We start from the raw sequence: 18,449 nt of genomic DNA, 5'->3' as shown, positions 1-18,449 counted from the left end.
TCAGTATAATCCCCCGCTGCCCGCTCAAGACATGGCCCGCAACGGCAAATACACCTGTCGGCTACGCGCCTCTCGTAACAGATCCGAAACCTGCCAATCGCCTTGAGACTGAGGGCGCCGTCCTATAATGCATGCATCACAACAAAAAAGAGGACGTTATGGCTTTTATCGATAAACGTGAAAATACACTCGACCCGTCTGATGACGCCCGTCAGGACAAAGACGGCAGAACCTTCTCTCCGGCCGACTTGATCATCAGCGGTCGCAACCAGCTCACCCGCTCTGAGCAGCTCTTGGCCGCCGACACGCGCCGCAATGCCCGCAACATGCTCGCGAGCGCCAAGTTGCTCGTGCTCGTCGTCATCGTCTCGCTCGCCATGGGCGTTGCCGCTTGGGCGTTTTTAGCCTCGCTGAATATCGCGACTGACTATCGCGAGCACCATGAGTGGATTTACGCGCTGCTTCCCGTTGTGGGCCTTGCCACCGCATGGGTGTACAAAAACCACGGTCTCGCCGCCAAGCGTGGCAACAACCTGGTCATCGACTCCGCTCTGGGCACACGCCTCATCCATATGCGCATGGCCGTCCTCACCTTCGTCTGCTCCACGCTCACGCACCTAACGGGCGGATCGGCCGGTCGCGAGGGAGCCGCAGTGCAGATTGGCGGCACCATCGCCAGCAACATCTCGAGCCTCGCCCACCTCAAAAAGCATGACCACCACGACCTCATGCTCGCCGGCATCTCGTCGGCCTTTGGCGCCGTATTCGGTTCGCCCCTTGCCGGAGCTTTCTTTGGCATGGAGATGTGCTTTATCGGCAAGATCGACTACACCGCGGGCATCTACTGCCTGGTCGCCTCGTTTACCGGCTACTTTACGTCACTCGCTATGGGCACCCAGTACGAGAGCAACGTCATCGCCAGCGTTCCCAACATGACGCCCAGAACGGTTGCCATCGTCGTTATCGGAGGCATTATCTTTGGCCTGACGGCACGTCTCTTTGCCTGGTCGGTTCGAACCGTCAAAAGCCTGTACGGTCGCTTTATCACCAACTACCTTGCTCGCGCACTCGTGGGCGCGCTCGTGGTGCTCGCGGCCTACGCGATACTCGACGCCTGGAAGTATGCCGGCCTTGCCACCTGGCTCTCGGGCGCCGGTTTCGCCGGCAACACGACCCTTGCCGATGCGGCCATCAAACTCGTCGTGACGGCGCTCACCCTGGGTGCCGGCTTCCAAGGCGGCGAGGTCACGCCCCTGTTTGGCATCGGTGCGGCACTCGGTGGCTGGATCGGTTGCCTCGCTGGACTCGACCCGAGCTTTATGGCGGCCCTCGGCATGCTCGGCGTCTTCTGCGCCGGCCTCAACGTGCCCATCACCACCTGCATGATGGCTATCGACCTGTTCCATGGAACGGCCGCAGGCTTCTTTGTCATCGTGGCCTTTATCAGCTACCTAACCGGCGGCCACCGTGGCGTGTATCCCGCCCAGCGCATTGTGTCCCCTAAGTGCCGCTCGCTTATCGTGGACGAGGGTCACACGGTGGCAGAGGCTATCGAGCGCCACAACGACCTGATAGAGTAGACGTTAGTATTCGCCGTGCAGCCACAATCGGGGGCAATTCGACCCGAGCGCGGCAGCACCGTCACGCCACACGCTGGGAGTCGCCCCATGCACGCAACTGATTTTGGTCGCACGCTCATCATCGCCAACCCCGCTGCCCAGTCGGGCGCGGCGCGCGAGGTTGCCGAGCGCCTGCAACGCTTTTTGGACATGACGGCGCGCGCGTCCCAGTTTGACTTGGTGCTGACCGAGCGCACGGGGCATGCCAAGGAACTTGCCGCACAGGCCCAGGGCTACCGCACGGTTATCGCACTCGGCGGCGACGGCGTGATCCACGAGGTTGTCAATGGGCTCATGGCGCAGGAAGAGGCCATCCGTCCCGCCCTTGCCGTCCTGCCCGTGGGCTCCGGCAACGATTTTGCCCAGACACTCGGAATCGACGATTTCTCCGGTAAGGATTTTGGCGCGCTGCTCACCTGTGAGCTGCAACGTCAGGACATCGGGCGTATTCGCTCATGGAATCCCGCAAGCGGAAGCGGCGAGGCCTCGGTGGAGTACTACGACCAGACGCTCTCGGTCGGCATCGATGCCGCCATCGGCCTGGGCACCACCGAGTTGCGCAAGAAGACCGGCTTGACGGGTGCTCCGCTCTACACTCTCTCAGGGCTTGAACAGTTTGGCCTGCGCTATCGCAACTACCCCATGACGGTCACCTTTGACGGCGCCCCCGCCGAGCGCGTGCGGGCGATTATCATGGCGATTCAGCTGGGCCCCACCTATGGCTCGGGCTATCGCATCTGTCCCGATGCCGACCCCTGCGACGGCATACTCGACGTATGCTACGCCTGCGGCCCCGTCCCCCGCGCGGTTGCCCTACCCATGTTCCTTTCGGCCAAGGACGGCCACCACACCAAGTTGCCGCCGGTTCGTATGCGCCGCTGCCGCCATGCCGAGCTCACCTTCGAGCAGCCCGATTACCCCATCCAAGCTGACGGCGAGCCCGTTGTCGCCTCGCGCATCGAGGTCGATGTCCTCGGCAGCGCCCTCCAAGTTTGGCACCCCACCCGCTAGCAAGGCCAGTGGGGCAATCGACTACTCGTCGCTGCCCGGCTTGCGTCGGTTGGCCTTTTTAATGGCATTGAAATGCTTATCGTTGAGCCTGCGCTGGCGAGAGCGCTGGGGCACCTTGGTCTTTACGCGTCGGCGCGGTGGACGCCCGCGACGCTCAAGCTCGGCGCGCAGCTTGCGCAGGCAGCTCGCGCGATTTTGGAACTGACTACGGCTTTCGCGCGCCGTCACGGTAATCCCTGTGGGCACATGCTTCATGCGCACCGCCGAGTCCGTCGTGTTCACGCCCTGACCGCCCGGACCTGTCGCGCGAAACACCTGCACCTCGCAATCGCGCGCCAACTCCTCAGCCGACATCGCGGCATAGCCCGCATACTCGCGCCATCCCATCTTGTTCTCATCCATATCAACACCTCCCCTCATACAAAAAAATGTGACAAAGGGACAGTCCCTTTGTCACATCGCATACCAATCGCTTGTGTTGCGCGCTTAGGCGAAGGTGATCTCGCCGGTCTCGCAGTCCATATCGGCGATACGGGCCAGGCTCTCAACGCGGAAGCCACGCTCGCGGAGCTTATCGCCACCGCCCTGGAAGCCCTTCTCCACCGCAATGCCAATGCCGGATACCTCGGCACCCGCAGCCTCGCAGATCTTGATAAGACCCTCAAGCGCGCAGCCGTTGGCCAAGAAGTCGTCGATGATCAGGACCTTGTCGCCCTCGGACAGGAAACGCTTACCAACGATGACCGGGTACTCCTTTTGCTTGGTAAAGGAGTAGATGGTCGTGGCATACTGCTCGCCGTCGAGGTTGATGGACTGCGCCTTCTTGGCAAAGACCACCGGCACACCGCCAAAATGCTGAGCCGCGATGCAGGCCATGCCAATGCCCGAAGCCTCAATCGTCAGGATCTTGTTGATCTCGACGCCCTCGAACAGACGGGCCCACTCGGCGCCCATGTGGTCAAACAGCTCAACGTCGCACTGGTGATTGAGGAAGGCATCAACCTTAAGGACGTTACCGGCCTTTACGATGCCGTCATGGCGAATACGATCCTCAAGCTCCTGCATGAGGCAACCCCTTCTCGCGGCAAGGATGCCGCGCGATTAATAAACGTTGTTCGGTAGTCTACCACGGACCGACCCCCGCCCGCCCCACAAGCCACATCGCACCACAAACCAGTCTTTTGGGACGGCGCGAATCGTGGCAGACAGCCCCTCAACACACTAATGGCGGGCGCGTATCCTCACCAAACGCACCATGGCGAGCACAAAGCCCGCTGCCGCCACAGCCATGAGCACGTAGAATACCGAGCGAAAACCAAACAGGAACACATCCGGACGACCTGCAACAATACTGGTCACGGCCTCGCCCATCGCCACGCTCATCTGCCCATACAGGATATGCGATGCCGCTGTAATGCCCACTGCCATACCCGCATAGCGCGCCAGGCTACCCAGGCTGCCCGCAAAGCCGAGCGCTTCGCGCGGAGCCGAGCCCATATACAGCGAGTTATTGGGGCTCTGGAAAATCGACGTACCGCACGACATAAACGCGACGCAACACACGATCACAGGGATGGAAGAGTGCTCGTCGAGCGTGCTTACCGCAAAAAGACCGCATACGTACACGCCTAGGCCGACCGCCGTGGGACCCTCGCAGCCAACACGGTCCGAAACCGTACCCGAAAGCGGGCCGATAAAGGCATTACCATCGGCAGCGCCAAAAAGAGCAATCCGGAAATGTCGGAACCAAAGCCGTGGGCGTCCTGAAAATAGAACGGCAGGATAAACTCTGATGCGCCAATACCAACGAACACGATGAGCATGCAGGCGAGGTTGATGGTGAAGGCCGAATTTGCAAAGCAACGACAAGCGGCCTCGATCAGGGACATGGGGCGCTCGCCAGCCTCCGGCTTAACATGCGGCAGCGTATAGAGCCCCACGATAAATGAGATGACGCCAATGGGCAGGTTGATGAGGAAGATACTCTCCCAGGGAAAGCTTGCCACCAGAATGCCGCCGAGCACGGGGCCACACATCATGCCGAGGGCCACGAAGGTCGCGAGAATACCCATGGCACGACCGCGCTCGCGCGCCGGAAACGACTCGGTGATGATACCCATGTTGTTGGCCATTGCCGCCGCGCAGCCGACGCCCTGCACAATGCGTGCCAGAATAAGAACTTCGAGCGAACTCGAAAGGCCGCAAAGCAGCGAGCCGGCCGTAAAAACGATTACACCCAGCTGGAATACGCCCACCTTGCCGCGCACGTCGCCCAAGCGGCCAAACGGCAGCATAGCCACGCATGTCGCAAGCAGGTACACCGAGCTCACCAACTGGATGTGGTCGAGGCCCACGCCCAGCTCCTTTTGCATCACGGGCAACGCCACGGTCACGACGGTCGAATCCAGACACGACATAAACGTCATGATGAGCACGGTAAACAGAATCGCCCATTTGTTCTTGCCATGGGTGTCGCCTTCTAGGGCAATGTGCTCGCGGCGCAGCTGCCCTGCAGTTTTCTCCATATCCATCCTTTCGAGTGGCCCAACGCAAAAAACGGGGCCCCGATCGCCTGCAAACAGCCGCGATTGGGGTCCCGCCTACGGAATCGGAACGAAAGGTCGCCGAAGCTTTCTGCCAGTATCGGCGACTTATGCGAACGCTAGCCTAGCACTGCTCGAGCGCCTGCTCAAGGTCGGCAATCAGATCCGCCGTGTCCTCGAGGCCGCACGAAAGGCGCACCATGTCGGCGGAGATGCCACAGGCGATGAGCTCCTCATCGTTCATCTGACGATGCGTGGCGTTAGCGGGATGCAGGCAGCAAGTGCGGGCGTCGGCCACGTGCGTGGCAATCTGGGCGAGCTTGAGGCTCTTCATAAAGGTCTCGGCCGCCGCGCGACCACCGTTAAAGCCAAAGCTCACGACGCCACAAGTACCGTTGGGCATGTACTTCTGAGCCAGGTCATAGTACTTGTCGCCCTCCAGACCCGGATAGCTCACAAAGCGCACCTTGGGATGGCTCTGCAGGAACTTAGCGACCGCTAGGCCGTTCTCGCAATGACGCGGCATGCGCACATGCAGGCTCTCGAGCGAGCTGTTCAAGAAGAACGCCGCTTGCGGGTTCTGCATGGGGCCAAGGTCGCGCATGAGCTGCGCGGTGGCCTTGGTAATGAAGGCACCCTCGCGACCGAACTTCTCGGCATACGTCACGCCGTGGTAACTCTCGTCGGGCGTGGTGAGACCCGGGAACTTGTCCGCATGGGCCAACCAGTCAAACTGGCCGTGGTCGACGATCACGCCGCCCAGGTAGGCAGCGTGTCCATCCATGTACTTGGTGGTAGAGTGCGTAACGATGTCAGCGCCCCACTCAAAGGGACGGCACATCACGGGCGTCGGAAAGGTGTTGTCGACCATCAGCGGCACGCCATGGTCATGCGCAGCCTTGGCAAAGCGCTCAATATCGAGCACGGCAAGGGCGGGGTTGGCGATCGTCTCGCCAAAGACGAGCTTGGTGTTGGGCTCAAAAGCAGCCTCGAGCTCCTCGTCGGTGCAATCGGGAGCGACGAAGGTGCAGGTGACACCCATACGACCCATGGTATGGGCGAGCAGGTTGTAGGTACCGCCGTAGATGGCAGAACTGGCGACCACGTGATCGCCGGCGCCGGCCACGTTAAAAATCGCAAGGAAGTTAGCAGCCATGCCCGAGCTCGTGAGCATCGCGGCGGTACCGCCCTCCATCTCGCAAATCTTGGCGGCAACCAGATCGCACGTGGGATTCTGCAGACGGCTGTAGAAGTAGCCCGACTCCTCCAGGTCAAACAGCTTGCCCATGTGCTCGGACGTGTCGTACTTCCACGTGGTTGACTGGTAGATAGGCACCTGACGCGGCTCCGCATCACCCGGGCGATAACCGCCCTGAACACATGTAGTACCGATGGTCTGCTCGCTCATATCCGACTCCCTTACTTGGGTTTTGTTTTATTCGGTTCACGATACCGCTACCCCGCACCCCTCTCAACCCATCCCGCCGATAGGTTATGGGACAAATTAATCAGGTTTATTTGTCCCAAATCTTAAGAAAGCGTTCGATGGCGAAAAACAATAAGATATGCGCTGGGGTCTCGATGAGTGCGTGCGCCAGCAAGGGTACCATAGGCAGGTACACCGTGATCAAGGAGACAACGATGAAGCAAATCGATACTGCCCAGCTCGACGCCGCCGCCTGCCAAGCTCAGGCTGCCGAATACCACGCCCGCGGTTTTAACTGCGCACAGGCCGTCGCCTGCACGCTCGCGCCTGCCGTCGGACTCGACCCCCAGGTCGCCTTTACCCTCACCGAGGGCTTTGGCGCCGGCATGGGCGGTATGACCGAAACCTGCGGCGCCATCTCGGGCGCCGTGGCCATCATGGGCTTTGTAATGAGCGACGGCATGGAAAACCCCAAGTCCAAGGGCAAGACCTACAAGCTGTCGCGCGAGATCGCCAAGCGTTTTGGCGAGAAGAACACGACGACCGTCTGCGGCACGCTCAAGGGCATCGGATCGGATAAGGGTCCGCTCCGCAGCTGCCCCGGCTGCATCGACGATGCCGTCGAGATCGCCTGCGATATGCTAAAGCAGCTCGCCGAGTAAACGGCAGCGACATAAAACGACAGCCGGCGCGCTTGGGATTCATCCAAATGCACGCCGGCCGTCGTCGTTAGAACTCAGCAAACTCGGGAGCGCTGACCTCAATCTCCTCGCGCCCCGCCATAAGCTCGCGCATCTTAGCGCAAAACGGCTCTTGCTCCCCCGCTTTAAACACCAAGTGAAGTGTCACAGCATCCGCGTAATCGGTATCCGAAACCTTGGCACCCGAATCCTGCGCCAAGCGAAGCACCTGCTCATACTGTGGATAGGCCACATGCACATCAACCGGCACGACGCTCGTCATCTCGACGATCTGCCCGGCCTCCTGAGCCGCGGCCACCGCCGCCTGCGTCGCCGCGGTATAGGCGCGCACCAAACCACCAGGCCCCAACAGCGTGCCACCAAAATAGCGTGTCACTACGCAGCAAACATTTTTGAGCCCCGCACCGCGCAGCACCTCGAGCGTCGGCATACCACTCGTGCGGCTCGGTTCACCATCATCGCTCTGGCGCTCGCGTCCATCGACCAAAATCCACGCGGGAACATTGTGTCGAGCGTCATAATGACGCTTGCGAACCATCTCGATAAAGGCATTCGCCTCGTCCTCGGACTCAATATGGACCAGCTGGGCAATAAACCGGCTCTTGCGGTCCACAAACTCGCCCGAAACCTCAATATTCGATTGCAGAGTAAAATAGCTGTCCAACAAAGCCCCTCAACAAAATAAAGCGCAGCAACAAACAGCCTCAATAATACGGCAAAGGCCGTACCGATTGTCAGGGTAACAAAAATGCCAAGTGGGCCTGTAAGCCGGGTTCTGTCGTGAACGGTCATTTATCTTGCCTGCACGTTACCGTGCAGCTCCACGCACGCTACCCGAACGCGGACCGGGCCGGCCCATAGCGTTCCTATTCGCGCTTGCTCCGGATGGGGCTTGCCAAGCCGCCGTGTTGCCACGACGCTGGTGGTCTCTTACACCACCGTTTCAGCTTTTCCCTTTACGCCTTGCGGCGCAGGTGGGAGTCTTCTTTTCTGCGGCGCTTTCCGTCGGATCACTCCGCCCGGCCGTTAGCCGGCATCCCGCCCTCTGGAGCCCGGACTTTCCTCACGCGTGCTGCAAGCAGCACATCGCGCGACCGTCTGGCCCACTCAGCAGTGCAAGAGTGTAGCACACCGTCAGCATAGGCAGCGGCACAACACAAGCGCTCGACACGATAAACCAAGAACCATGTCATGCAGTACAATAGGAACGCCGATGGGCAACGTCGTCAGTCGAGACGCGACCGCGCTCCGCACCCCTCCGTCTACTCGGTGCGTTCCCGCCTCCTCCCCGAGGCGGGATGTCGGCGTTTTTTCATGCACCGACAACTCAATAGCAAGCGAATAGCCCAAGCAGCGTTACGCGCAGGCACTACCGAACATCTCGGCAGTAAATGCAAAAAGGGACCCGTCCATTACGGACGGATCCCTTAAAACAAGTGATCGTCAAACCGATTTACTCGGCGTCGGTCTCCTCGTCCTTCTTCTCGGAAGGCAGCGGGGTAACCTCGATCTCAACACCCAGAGTCTCAGCAGCGGACTTCATGGACAGGGAGATACGACGACGGTCGAGGTCGATCTCCATGACCTTGACCTGAACCTTGTCGCCCACGTGGGTGACCTGAGAAGGCTGATCGACGTGCTTGTTGGCCATCTCGGAGATATGCACCAGGCCCTCGATGCCCTCGCCCAGGTCGACGAAAGCGCCGAACGGAACAAGCTTGGTCACCGTGCCCTCGACGATAGCGCCGACGGGGTACTTCTTGACCAGTGCGCGCCACGGATCCTCGGTGGTCTGCTTGAGACCCAGGGAGATGCGCTCGCGGTTGAGATCGACGTCGAGAACCTCGACCTCGACCTCCTGGCCGACCTTGACAACCTCGGAAGGATGGTTGACGTGGTTCCAGGAGAGCTCGGAGATGTGGATGAGGCCGTCGATACCGCCGAGGTCGACGAAGGCGCCGAAGTCGACGATGGAGGAAACGGTGCCCTGGAGACGCATGCCAGACTTGAGCTTGGACAGGATCTCGGAGCGCTCGGCCTTACGGGACTCCTCGAGCACGACGCGACGGGAGAGGACGACGTTGTTGCGGTTGCGGTCCATCTCGATGACGCGGGCCTCGATGCGGGTGCCCATGTAGGAGGTGAGGTCCTTGACGCGACGGAGGTCGACGAGGGAAGCGGGCAGGAAGCCGCGCAGGCCGATGTCGAGGATCAGGCCGCCCTTGACAACCTCGATAACCTCGCCCTCGACGTTCTCGCCGGAGTTGAACTTCTCCTCGATGCGGTTCCAAGCACGCTCGTACTCGGCACGCTTCTTGGACAGGACCAGACGACCGTCCTTGTCCTCCTTCTGGAGAACCAGGGCCTCGATGGGATCACCGAGTGCAACGATGTCTGCAGGGTTAGCGTCCTTGCGGATGGACAGCTCGCGGACCGGGATAACGCCCTCGGACTTGAATCCGATGTCAACGAGCACCTCGTCATGCTCGATCTTAACGACAGTGCCGTTAACGAGATCGCCCTCATCAAAGTCGGTAATCGTACCGTCGATGAGGTTGTTCATCTCCTCCTCGTTGACATCGTCAAGAGAGAAAATGGACGAGTTCTGAATCTCACTCAAAGGTGGACCCCTTTCGAACTACGGGGCCCCGATTGCTAGGACCTACAGATGGGTGCGACAAGCACACAACGTTTAGGAACACTCGGGAGCCGACAGATACTGATGTGACGCTTATGCAATCACGTCCGTATAGATTACGGGGAAATCGCTTCGATTTCAAGCGTGAACTGCGATTTTTTACTCGTATGGAGACTTTTTCGCAATCTTGTGAACGACTGTCTCCACAAGTTGACGATGAGCAGCTAGGCACACTGCTTTGGGGTAAAGTATCCCAGACATACGATTCTGGAACGATTTTTCGAGAAAGGTGCCCGCGTGCTCAAAGCAGTCGTTTTCGATATGGACGAGACGCTTCTTAGCATCAACCTCAACGCGTTCATCCTTCGCTATTTTAAGGATGTCTCGTCGATGCTCGCGGATATCGGACGTCGCAGCCGCGGGGGCACGATGGCGCGCCTCGGCACCATCCTGGTCGACCTCAACGCCAATCGCCGCAACAGCACGGACAATCGCACCAATCTTGAGTTTTACCAGACCGAGGTCGAGCGCCGGTGCGGCATTTGCCTCTCGGACCCACTTATCTACGAGGCGTTTACCTGCTACGATCACGAAGTTCTACCGTACAAGAACGATGACATGATCAACGCAAAAGCCATGCCGGGTGCGCACGCCGCGCTTCAAGCCGTACAGGACGCAGGGCTGCGCTGCGCGCTCTTCACCAACCCCAGCTTTCCTCAAGGCGCCATCGAGTGCCGTATGGGCTGGGGCGAGCTGACAGACGCGCCCTTCGAGCTCGTAACGCACATGGGCAACGCCACGCGCTGCAAGCCCGATGCCACATATTATCTAGAGCAGCTGCAGGTCATGGGGCTCGAGCCACATGAGGTCCTCATGGTGGGCAACGACCCCAAGCGCGATTTCCCCAGCCCCGACTGCGGCATTCAAACCGCCTATGTGGGCCAAGGAAAGCCCGGCCGAGCCACCTGGCGTGGAACCATGGAAGACTTCGCCCGCGACTTTAACGCCGTAGTAGAAGCCTTCTACGAGCACCAAATAGCCGACGAACTAAGCTAGTCCCCAAATCAGGAATGGGGCGCACGTTTGCCCCACGCTTCGTTACGTGGGCAACGGCTTGAGGGCAAGATGCGATGCCCCAGTGTCCTAGGCCGTGATCATTTTGACGCGTTCGCCGATTTTGGCGTCGCGCTTGTCGGAAATAACAGTAAAGCCCTCCAGGTCGCACACCTTTACATTTGAAAACACGTGGAACTTGGAGCTATCGGCGAGTACGTAACTCGCTTGGGAATTCTGCATCACGATACGTTTTTTGATAGCCTCGGGATAACCTGGCGTCATGATGCCGCGGTCCTCGTCCACCGCGTTGACACCTATAAACGCCCGGTCAAAGTACAGCTCGCGCAGCGCGCTCTCAACCATAGGACCGGTGAGCGAGCAGGTAACGGGGTTGAAGTCGCCGCCAATTACCACCACCTTAGCAGCAAGCTCGCCCGTAAACCGACATGCATAGCCGTTGGTGGTGTAGATAGTCACCGGCTTGTCGACGAGCAGGCTCAGGAGCGCCGTCGCGGTGGTACCGGAGTCGACAGCGAGATGAGACCGTCACGCCCGAAGACCCCGCTTTCGCCGCCGAGGAACGCGCGGCGCACGTGGCCCATGAGGAGCGGCTCGAGCATATCGAGGGGCTCCTTCCCAAGAAGGGAAACGACCCTGCGGGACGACACGGCGAAAACCATCGTTGATTCCGGCAAGAGACGCCGTTTCTCTGGTAGCTTCATCTTCAACCAAGACCGACAATGCCGGCCAGGCACTCAGCCCAAAAGGAGACAGCATGCCCAACGAGCTCAGCTATGAGGTCAGCCTCGAGCGCAGCAACCAGATCCGCGCCGACCTGCCGCAGCACCCCGAGAAGTTCACCATGCTCACCGGCGACCGCTCCACCGGCCGCCTGCACCTCGGCCACTACTTCGGCACGCTCAAGAGCCGTGTCGAGCTGCAGGACATGGGCGTGCACACCAACGTGCTCATCGCCGACTACCAGGTCATCACCGACCGCGACAGCACCGATAACATCCAGGACAACGTCTACAACATGGTCATCGACTACCTGGCCTGCGGCCTGGACCCCGACAAGACGATGATCTACACGCACTCCGCCGTGCCCGCGGCAAACCAGCTCATGCTGCCGTTCTTGTCGCTCGTCTCCGAGGCCCTGCTGCAGCGCAACCCCACCGTCAAGGCCGAGATGGAGGCCAGCGGCCATGAGCTCACCGGCCTTTTGCTCACCTACCCCGTGCACCAGGCGTGCGACATCCTGTTCTGCAAGGGCAACGTGGTGCCGGTCGGGCGCGACCAGCTGCCGCACATCGAGCTCACCCGCACCATCGCACGCAAGTTCAACAACCGCTACGGCAAGGTGTTCCCCGAGGTCGACGCGCTGCTGTCCGACACGCCGCTGCTGCCCGGCCTTGACGGGCGCAAGATGAGCAAGTCCTACGGCAACGCCATCAACATCTCCATGACCGCTGAGGAGACGGCCAAGCGCATCAAGAAGAGCCAGACCGACGGCGAGCGCATGATCACGTTCGATCCCGAGGCGCGCCCTGGCGTGTCCGGCCTGCTCTCCACCGCCGCCATCTGCACCGGCCGCTCCGAGGTCGAGATCGCCGAGGAGATCGGCATGGGCGGCGCAGGCGCGCTCAAGAAGTACGTCACCGAGAGCGTGAACGAGTACTTCGCCCCCATCCGCGCGCGCCGCGAGGGCTCGTGCAGGATATGGACTACGTCAAGGACGTCCTGCGCGAGGGCAACCGCCGCGCCAACGAGGTCGCCGAGGCCACGCTCGCCGAGGTGCGCGAAGCCATGGGAATGGTGTACTAAGCCATCCGGCTCGCGGAAACGCGCCGCGACACGCGAATGGGCCATCTTCACGTGTCCACGCCTTCGACATAGCCAAGGTCTTACGAGGTGGGCGATAATAAGCCCGCCTCGTTTTTTACGTTGTATGGGGGATTGCATGTACCGACTTGTTGCCAGCGATATGGATGAGACGTTTCTCGATGCCGACCACGCCATCCCGGCGTCCAATCTCCGAGCACTCAAACGCATGAGGGAGCTCGGTGTGCTGTTCGTCCCTTCGAGCGGGCGATGGTATTCCTCTATCATGGACAACTTCTCGGGGGAGGCCCGCGAGCTGATCGAAGACGGCTATGTGCTCTCCTATAACGGCGGCTTCATCAACCGCGTGGGAGACCCCACCCCGCTCACCACCTGCGGCCTTTCCAACGAATGCGCGAACGCGATCTATGCAAAGGGGCTCGAACTCGGACTCTGCATGCACGTCAACGTCGCCGACGGCCACGTGTTCGTGAATGACGCACCCACACGGGAGCGCGACTATCTGGAATCGATCACCGGGGTCACTCATTTTCGCGGATCTGACCATCCCGACCTCTCATTCCTTGAAGGCCGTGGCATCGTGAAGATCCTGTACGTCGACTGGGACTTCGATGAGCTGCAGGAATTGGGCCGCAAGCTCGCGCCGATGGCCGAGCGACTCGGCGTTGACATCACCTTCTCCTCCAAGCGCTACCTCGAACTCATGCCCGCAGGCGTTGACAAAGGGACGGGGCTCACGCGCCTTGCCGATATGCTGGGAATTCCGATGTCCGAGGTCATCGCCGTTGGCGATTCCGCAAACGACCTCTCCATGATCAAGGCGGCGGGACTGGGCGTCGGCGTGGCGAATGTCACCGACGACGTGCGGCCGTATTGCGATGTCGTCCTTGAAACGGCTGGGACTGAGGGTGCGTTCTCCGAACTCATCGAGCGATTCCTTGAACCCCAACGACCACATGTCACTGTGTCTTTCTATTTGTAACCCTTGATTAACTTATGGAGAGGCTGTGTGCTCGTCGGTCTACGACTTGGGTCTCAGAGAATTAGCTATAGTTAACTTAATGAAGGCACAGGCGAATTAAAGACCTTCGACACGAACGTTGCGCCTTCCCTCCCCTCGCGCAACACCTCTTTGGAATGGCGCCCCGCGCATGTGGGGCGCCTTTCTTGACTACAATGGCGATATCGATTGAAAGTGAGGGCGGCATGGCAGACCGGGACACCGACGGATTCTTCAACCGCGTATACGACATGGTACGCCAGGTGCCCTGCAGCATGGTTGCCACATATGGTCAGATCGCCAAGCTCGTTGGTGAGCCCCGTCGAGCCCGATACGTGGGATACGCCCTGCACGTCAATCCGGAACCCGGCACCATCCCCTGTCATCGCATCGTATTCGCCGACGGACGCCTCGCGGAGGGGTTCGCCTTCGGTGGGCCCGAGGCGCAGCGCACACTGCTCGAGGACGAAGGCGTTGCCTTCCTCGCCAACGGACATGTCGACCTGCAGGCCTCTCGCTGGCCAGCGGGCCTGGTATGACAAGGGGCGCCGACAGCGCCCCTTCCCGTTTTGGATCCTTGGCAGGCAACCCAATCAAACGGTCGCCTCGAGTGCGTCCCCCGCGCGGTCGAGTGTGCTTCTGACCTTGGCACCCTGTTTGAACCACGTGCGCAGGTCCTCGAGCGTGCTGCCCGCTTGCATACACCTTGATTTTGCGACCACCCCTCGTGGTCACCGTGCAGCGGTCGCCGCTCTCGCTGTTCTCGTGCGCCGTGATCTTCTTGAGGTAATCGCGGCGAAACGCCACGACGCGGGCGTTGCTGATCTCGATGAACCAATCGTCATCGACAAGCGAAGTACCCGTGGCACCTCGGCTTGCCATCTCCTCGGAGAAGGAGAAACCGAGCGCGCGCTCCTGCCTGCCGATCTCGAGGATGCCGCGGGCCGGCATGCCGAGCATGAGCAGGGGCAGGAACCCCCCTATGAACAGGAACAGGAACGGGATGAGCACGAGCAGGCGCGCACCCTCGTCGGTGAAGACCGCCATGAAGGCGAGGACGAGCGAGAAGACGAGGGCCATGCCGTTGAAAACAATCGTCAACGGCTTGATGGCAGACCAACACAGGCCCGCCTTGGTCATGGGACCGTCGACGGCGTCCGAGACTTCGATGCCCTCTTCCTCCAGACGGGCGAGGAGGTTGAGCGAGCACACCCCCTCGAGGCTTATCGAGCAGAACTTCCGGTCGCCCTCGAACAGGTCGATCCTCATCATCTGCGCGTGAAGCGTTGCACGGGTGATGTTGCCAAACGTCGTCTCCTTGCGGATGCCGAAGGCGTTACGCGAGAGAATGCGCCCACCGTCCACGTCGATACGCGGGATGCTCAGCAAGGCCCAGATAGCCATACCCGCGAGCGCCATGGCATGACCGAACCACACAAGTTCGTGGTCCCACTCGCCCAGCGAGACGCCCTGCCAGACGTAGACACCCAGCATGAGCAGTTCGAACGCGACGGCGCAGCAGGCGATGATCGTGCGGATGGCTGCGGGCATGCGCACCGTGAAGCAATCGAGGCTGTCCGTTGCCTCGCTGCGCTCGCGCGCGCCGCGGCGGGCGACCCATGCAGTGAGCGGGCCGACGATGAACACGGTCATACCGACGCGCAGAATGGATTCGAGCAGATTACTCATAGGGGCCACCGCCTCGGGCTCTGGAGATTAACTGCAGGAAACGCTGCCAGAACGATGGGATGCGCACAACGTAAGGAGCCGCGTATCGGCAAGCGGCGGCATCGCAATCGCCCGGCGAACAGATGATGATCGGCGCCGGGCCAGACGAATTAAACAAAAGGGTGGTCGACGGCGCCCTCGCAGGCGCACCGTCGACCACCCTTCACGTCGCAGCGACCCTACGAGCCGTCCGAAACGAAACGCACTCCGCCAGAGCGCTACCCAATCTTGCGGATGCTCGGGATCGCCCAGGTGATGCCTGCTAGGATCACCATTGCAGCACCGATGAGCACGAAACACGCGCTTACGCCGATGGCGTCCGCGAACAAGGTCGATGCGACGAGCCCCACGGGCATGGCCCAGCTGCAGACCGCTCCGTACAGGCCGAAGACGCGGCCCATGCACTCGGGATCGACGCGCTCCTGCATGAGCGCCATCTGCGGCGCGCTGTACAGCGGACTCGAGACCCCCATCGCGAACGTAAGCCCCAGAAACACAACGAGCGCGGAAGGGGGCACGAGGCCGCCCGCGAGCGTGCCCGCTCCGAAGAGGCCGATGGCCAGCGTGCACGAAAGCGCGCGGTTCTTAAGGCCACCCGTCGCCCCGATCCAGCCGCTCGCCGCGATCATGCCGACCGAGAACGCGATCTCCGCGATAGCCGACTGCGTAGTGGTACCCCCAAAATGGTCGAACACCATGAGCGGGAACAGCGCGGATATGGGCGAGAACAGGACCGAGAAGGCGAAGCCGATCCAGAGCATGGCGAACAGACCGTGATGGCGTTTGAGCTCGCGGTACCCGTTGGCCGTCTCCAATAGGAAGGCCCGCACCGCGTGGTGCGACGCCTCGGCGTTCTCCTCGGGCGTATGGCGCTCGGGCGCCGGCGTCTTGATGCCGGAGGTCGCCACCGCGATGCTCGCGAGCACCGCGCCGGCGACATCGAGCGCGATCATGAAGGTCAGACCAAACGCCGGGTAGACCACCGCGGCGATGGCGTTGCCGATGATATAGCTACCCGACTGCATGAACTGCAGCATGCCCGCCAGCTTGCCGAGCACCTCGGGCGGGGCGATGAGCGGTGTGAGCGCGTTGAAGGCGGGCGTATGGAGCGTGCTGCCCAGCGCACGGACGAACAGCACCGCCGCCACAACGGCGACAGAGAGGTCGCCCCGAAGCGAGCCGAAGACAAGCGTGAGGCTCACGGCCGCGATGAAGAGATCAGCGCCGATCATGAGACGCTTGATGGACGTGCGGTCCACGATGGTGCCCGCGAAGGCGCCGAGGAGCGCCATGGGCAAGAAGGCCGCCAGGCTCACGAACGACAGGGCGCTCGCGGAGCCGGTGGTGAGGGTGACGTGCCAGATGAGACCCATCTGCAGAATGGAGCTCGTGAGCACGGAGAAGAACTCGCCGATCCAGACGATGGCGAGCGAGCGCTTCCAAGAAGCGCAGGGATTCGGTTGTGTCATGGAATAATCCTTTGATGCGATCGGTGGTATGCAGCGAAGTACCGGTCGCTCACGCGACCGTGGCTAGAGCCAAATCCTCATGGAAGCAAGCATGGTGCAGCTCCCCTTTCCAAATCTCGAGGTAAACCTTCAGCCGTGAGTGGGGCTATTATAGGGACTTGCGAGCCAAGATGCAACAGGAAGACCTCTACGGAGCGTAGATGCCGGGCGCCCCGAACCACTTATGCCATGAGAGACGGCATCCGATTCTCCTTGACTTGGTCTCAATGTGATATCACAATGCAATCAGCAGCCGCACGGACTGCTCGGGGACTCGCCTCCTCCCCATCGCAATCTGGAGCGCGGCGCCGGGGACGTCACGCAAACGCCGGCGCAGTCGTGAAAGGAACTCACAATGAGCGTGGAAAAGCAACTCAAGGCCAAGTCGGGCTACGGCATGCTCGTCGCCGTGGCGGTGGCGCTCATCGCCATCATCGGCCTCTTTATCTGGAGCACCATCGGGCTCGCGAGCACGCCCGACGGCGTCGACGCGCCCGCAGTCTACGGATGGGGGCTCGGCCTCAGCATCCTCGCGTTTTGCCTGTGGTTCATCCCACTCAACGGATTCTTCTCGCTGCAGCCCGGCCAGGCGCGCGTGTGCATCCTGTTCGGCAAGTACGTGGGCACCGTCCGCGACGAGGGCTTCTTCTGGGCCAACCCGTTCTTTAGCAAGAGCATGGGCGGATCGGCCGGGATCGGCGAGATGATCGAGCTCGAGATGAGCGATTCCAAGGCCGCCAAGGCCGCGGCGCAGAAGGCCGCCAAGGGCAACCCCACCACCATCTCCACCCGCGTGCGCACCCTGAATGGCGAGCGCCTGAAGGTCAACGACAAAATGGGCAACCCCATCGAGATCGCAACCGTCGTGGTGTGGCACGTCGCCGATACCGCCAAGGCGCTCTTCGACGTCGACGACTACCAGAGCTATGTCGCCATGCAGGCCGAGACGGCGCTGCGCCACGTGGCGAGCGTGTACGCCTACGACCACCTGGAGGACGAGTCCGATGCCGCCGGCGCCATCACGCTGCGCGCCAATGTGGAAGAGGTCTCCGAAGCCCTGCGCCGCGAGCTCGCGATGCGCCTGGCGCCCGCCGGCGTCGAGGTCGACGATGCACGTCTCACGCACCTCGCCTACTCCCCCGAGATCGCCCAGGCGATGCTGCGCCGCCAGCAGGCCGAGGCCGTCATCGCCGCACGCAAGAAGATCGTCGAGGGCGCGGTCTCCATGGTCGACATGGCCGTGAAGGAGATGGCTGCCGGCGGCACCATCGAGCTCGACGACGAGCGCAAGGCGCAGATGGCCAGCAACCTCATGGTGGTGCTCTGCGGTGAATCCGAGGCGCACCCGGTGCTCAACGCAGGCTCGCTGTACTAACC

15 protein-coding genes, 1 other RNA gene and 2 pseudogenes are annotated in these 18,449 nt (G+C 61.1%); 8 read left to right on the top strand and 10 right to left on the bottom strand.

From position 1 onward, the window contains the following. Positions 1-158 precede the first annotated feature (158 nt). Complete coding sequence (locus DXC90_RS04795) at positions 159-1,580, top strand: chloride channel protein (protein ID WP_117734989.1); 1,422 nt, start codon at positions 159-161, stop codon at positions 1,578-1,580. Between the two features lie 87 nt (positions 1,581-1,667). Beyond that, a complete protein-coding gene (locus DXC90_RS04790; protein WP_117734988.1) occupies positions 1,668-2,630 on the top strand; it encodes a diacylglycerol kinase family protein in 963 nt (320 codons plus the stop codon). Between the two features lie 21 nt (positions 2,631-2,651). Here DXC90_RS04790 and DXC90_RS04785 read toward each other — a convergent pair. From DXC90_RS04785 to DXC90_RS04770, 5 genes and pseudogenes are all read right to left on the bottom strand, one after another. Next, positions 2,652-2,960: pseudogene (locus DXC90_RS04785) on the bottom strand (peptide chain release factor-like protein); the annotation flags it as partial. A gap of 156 nt (positions 2,961-3,116) precedes the next feature. Continuing rightward, entirely contained in the window at positions 3,117-3,695 is a 579-nt protein-coding gene (locus tag DXC90_RS04780) for a xanthine phosphoribosyltransferase (protein WP_022095227.1), read from the bottom strand. A 156-nt stretch (positions 3,696-3,851) separates the two neighbouring features. Further along, on the bottom strand, positions 3,852-4,325 hold the full coding sequence (locus DXC90_RS09710) for an MFS transporter (RefSeq protein ID WP_370446331.1): 474 nt from the start codon (positions 4,323-4,325) through the stop codon (positions 3,852-3,854). Next, positions 4,259-5,155, bottom strand: coding sequence for an MFS transporter (locus DXC90_RS04775; protein ID WP_233502163.1), 897 nt, complete (start codon positions 5,153-5,155; stop codon positions 4,259-4,261). Before DXC90_RS04775 ends, DXC90_RS09710 begins: the two co-directional genes overlap by 67 nt. Positions 5,156-5,297: 142 nt before the next feature. Beyond that, positions 5,298-6,581, bottom strand: a complete 1,284-nt coding sequence (locus DXC90_RS04770; protein ID WP_117734987.1) for an O-acetylhomoserine aminocarboxypropyltransferase/cysteine synthase family protein — start codon at positions 6,579-6,581, stop codon at positions 5,298-5,300. A gap of 233 nt (positions 6,582-6,814) precedes the next feature. Here DXC90_RS04770 and DXC90_RS04765 point away from each other — a divergent pair, with 233 nt between their 5' ends. Then, complete coding sequence (locus tag DXC90_RS04765; protein WP_117734986.1) at positions 6,815-7,261, top strand: C-GCAxxG-C-C family protein; 447 nt, start codon at positions 6,815-6,817, stop codon at positions 7,259-7,261. Positions 7,262-7,328: 67 nt separating this feature from the next. Here the strand turns inward: DXC90_RS04765 and DXC90_RS04760 are convergent, their stop codons facing one another. From DXC90_RS04760 to rpsA, 3 genes are all read right to left on the bottom strand, one after another. After that, positions 7,329-7,967: a YigZ family protein gene (locus DXC90_RS04760; protein WP_195403962.1), complete on the bottom strand. Its 639-nt coding sequence runs from the start codon at positions 7,965-7,967 to the stop codon at positions 7,329-7,331. Positions 7,968-8,048: 81 nt separating this feature from the next. Further along, positions 8,049-8,410, bottom strand: an RNA gene (rnpB, locus tag DXC90_RS04755) — RNase P RNA component class A. A 343-nt stretch (positions 8,411-8,753) separates the two neighbouring features. Continuing rightward, on the bottom strand, positions 8,754-9,920 hold the full coding sequence (rpsA, locus tag DXC90_RS04750) for a 30S ribosomal protein S1 (protein WP_022095232.1): 1,167 nt from the start codon (positions 9,918-9,920) through the stop codon (positions 8,754-8,756). 315 nt (positions 9,921-10,235) lie between these two features. Here rpsA and DXC90_RS04745 point away from each other — a divergent pair, with 315 nt between their 5' ends. Continuing rightward, entirely contained in the window at positions 10,236-10,994 is a 759-nt protein-coding gene (locus DXC90_RS04745; RefSeq protein WP_117734985.1) for an HAD family hydrolase, read from the top strand. A gap of 87 nt (positions 10,995-11,081) precedes the next feature. Here the strand turns inward: DXC90_RS04745 and DXC90_RS04740 are convergent, their stop codons facing one another. Next, positions 11,082-11,471 (bottom strand): hypothetical protein, encoded by a 390-nt coding sequence (locus tag DXC90_RS04740; protein ID WP_118098410.1) that lies wholly within the window; start codon positions 11,469-11,471, stop codon positions 11,082-11,084. Positions 11,472-11,769: 298 nt separating this feature from the next. Between DXC90_RS04740 and trpS the strand changes: the two are divergent. From trpS to DXC90_RS04725, 3 genes and pseudogenes are all read left to right on the top strand, one after another. Beyond that, positions 11,770-12,818, top strand: a pseudogene (gene trpS, locus DXC90_RS09820) (tryptophan--tRNA ligase). A gap of 124 nt (positions 12,819-12,942) precedes the next feature. Next, positions 12,943-13,818: an HAD-IIB family hydrolase gene (locus tag DXC90_RS09815; protein WP_117734983.1), complete on the top strand. Its 876-nt coding sequence runs from the start codon at positions 12,943-12,945 to the stop codon at positions 13,816-13,818. Between the two features lie 194 nt (positions 13,819-14,012). Continuing rightward, entirely contained in the window at positions 14,013-14,375 is a 363-nt protein-coding gene (locus tag DXC90_RS04725) for an MGMT family protein (RefSeq protein WP_195838530.1), read from the top strand. 1,407 nt (positions 14,376-15,782) lie between these two features. Here the strand turns inward: DXC90_RS04725 and DXC90_RS04715 are convergent. Then, the gene (locus DXC90_RS04715; protein WP_117734982.1) at positions 15,783-17,033 is read right to left on the bottom strand and encodes an MFS transporter; all 1,251 of its coding nucleotides are present in this window, start codon (positions 17,031-17,033) and stop codon (positions 15,783-15,785) included. Between the two features lie 394 nt (positions 17,034-17,427). Between DXC90_RS04715 and DXC90_RS04710 the strand changes: the two genes are divergently transcribed. Continuing rightward, positions 17,428-18,447, top strand: coding sequence for an SPFH domain-containing protein (locus tag DXC90_RS04710; protein ID WP_117734981.1), 1,020 nt, complete (start codon positions 17,428-17,430; stop codon positions 18,445-18,447). The last annotated feature ends 2 nt before the right edge of the window (positions 18,448-18,449 follow it).

Origin of the sequence: Collinsella sp. TF09-1AT, assembly GCF_003436895.1 — a bacterium.
GTDB lineage: Bacteria > Actinomycetota > Coriobacteriia > Coriobacteriales > Coriobacteriaceae > Collinsella.
The sequence above is the reverse complement of the archived record's forward strand: the minus strand, read 5'-3'. Positions and strand labels throughout refer to the sequence as shown.

Bases quoted from the DNA above. Each gene is read 5' to 3' on its own strand.
- DXC90_RS09815 (WP_117734983.1), top strand. From the start codon at position 12,943: ATGGGGGATTGCATGTACCGACTTGTTGCCAGCGATATGGATGAGACG.
- DXC90_RS04765 (WP_117734986.1), top strand. From the start codon at position 6,815: ATGAAGCAAATCGATACTGCCCAGCTCGACGCCGCCGCCTGCCAAGCT.
- DXC90_RS04775 (WP_233502163.1), bottom strand. From the start codon at position 5,155: ATGGAGAAAACTGCAGGGCAGCTGCGCCGCGAGCACATTGCCCTAGAA.
- DXC90_RS04790 (WP_117734988.1), top strand. From the start codon at position 1,668: ATGCACGCAACTGATTTTGGTCGCACGCTCATCATCGCCAACCCCGCT.
- DXC90_RS04780 (WP_022095227.1), bottom strand. From the start codon at position 3,695: ATGCAGGAGCTTGAGGATCGTATTCGCCATGACGGCATCGTAAAGGCC.
- DXC90_RS04725 (WP_195838530.1), top strand. From the start codon at position 14,013: ATGGCGATATCGATTGAAAGTGAGGGCGGCATGGCAGACCGGGACACC.
- DXC90_RS04715 (WP_117734982.1), bottom strand. From the start codon at position 17,033: ATGACACAACCGAATCCCTGCGCTTCTTGGAAGCGCTCGCTCGCCATC.
- DXC90_RS04795 (WP_117734989.1), top strand. From the start codon at position 159: ATGGCTTTTATCGATAAACGTGAAAATACACTCGACCCGTCTGATGAC.
- DXC90_RS04710 (WP_117734981.1), top strand. From the start codon at position 17,428: ATGAGCGTGGAAAAGCAACTCAAGGCCAAGTCGGGCTACGGCATGCTC.
- DXC90_RS04770 (WP_117734987.1), bottom strand. From the start codon at position 6,581: ATGAGCGAGCAGACCATCGGTACTACATGTGTTCAGGGCGGTTATCGC.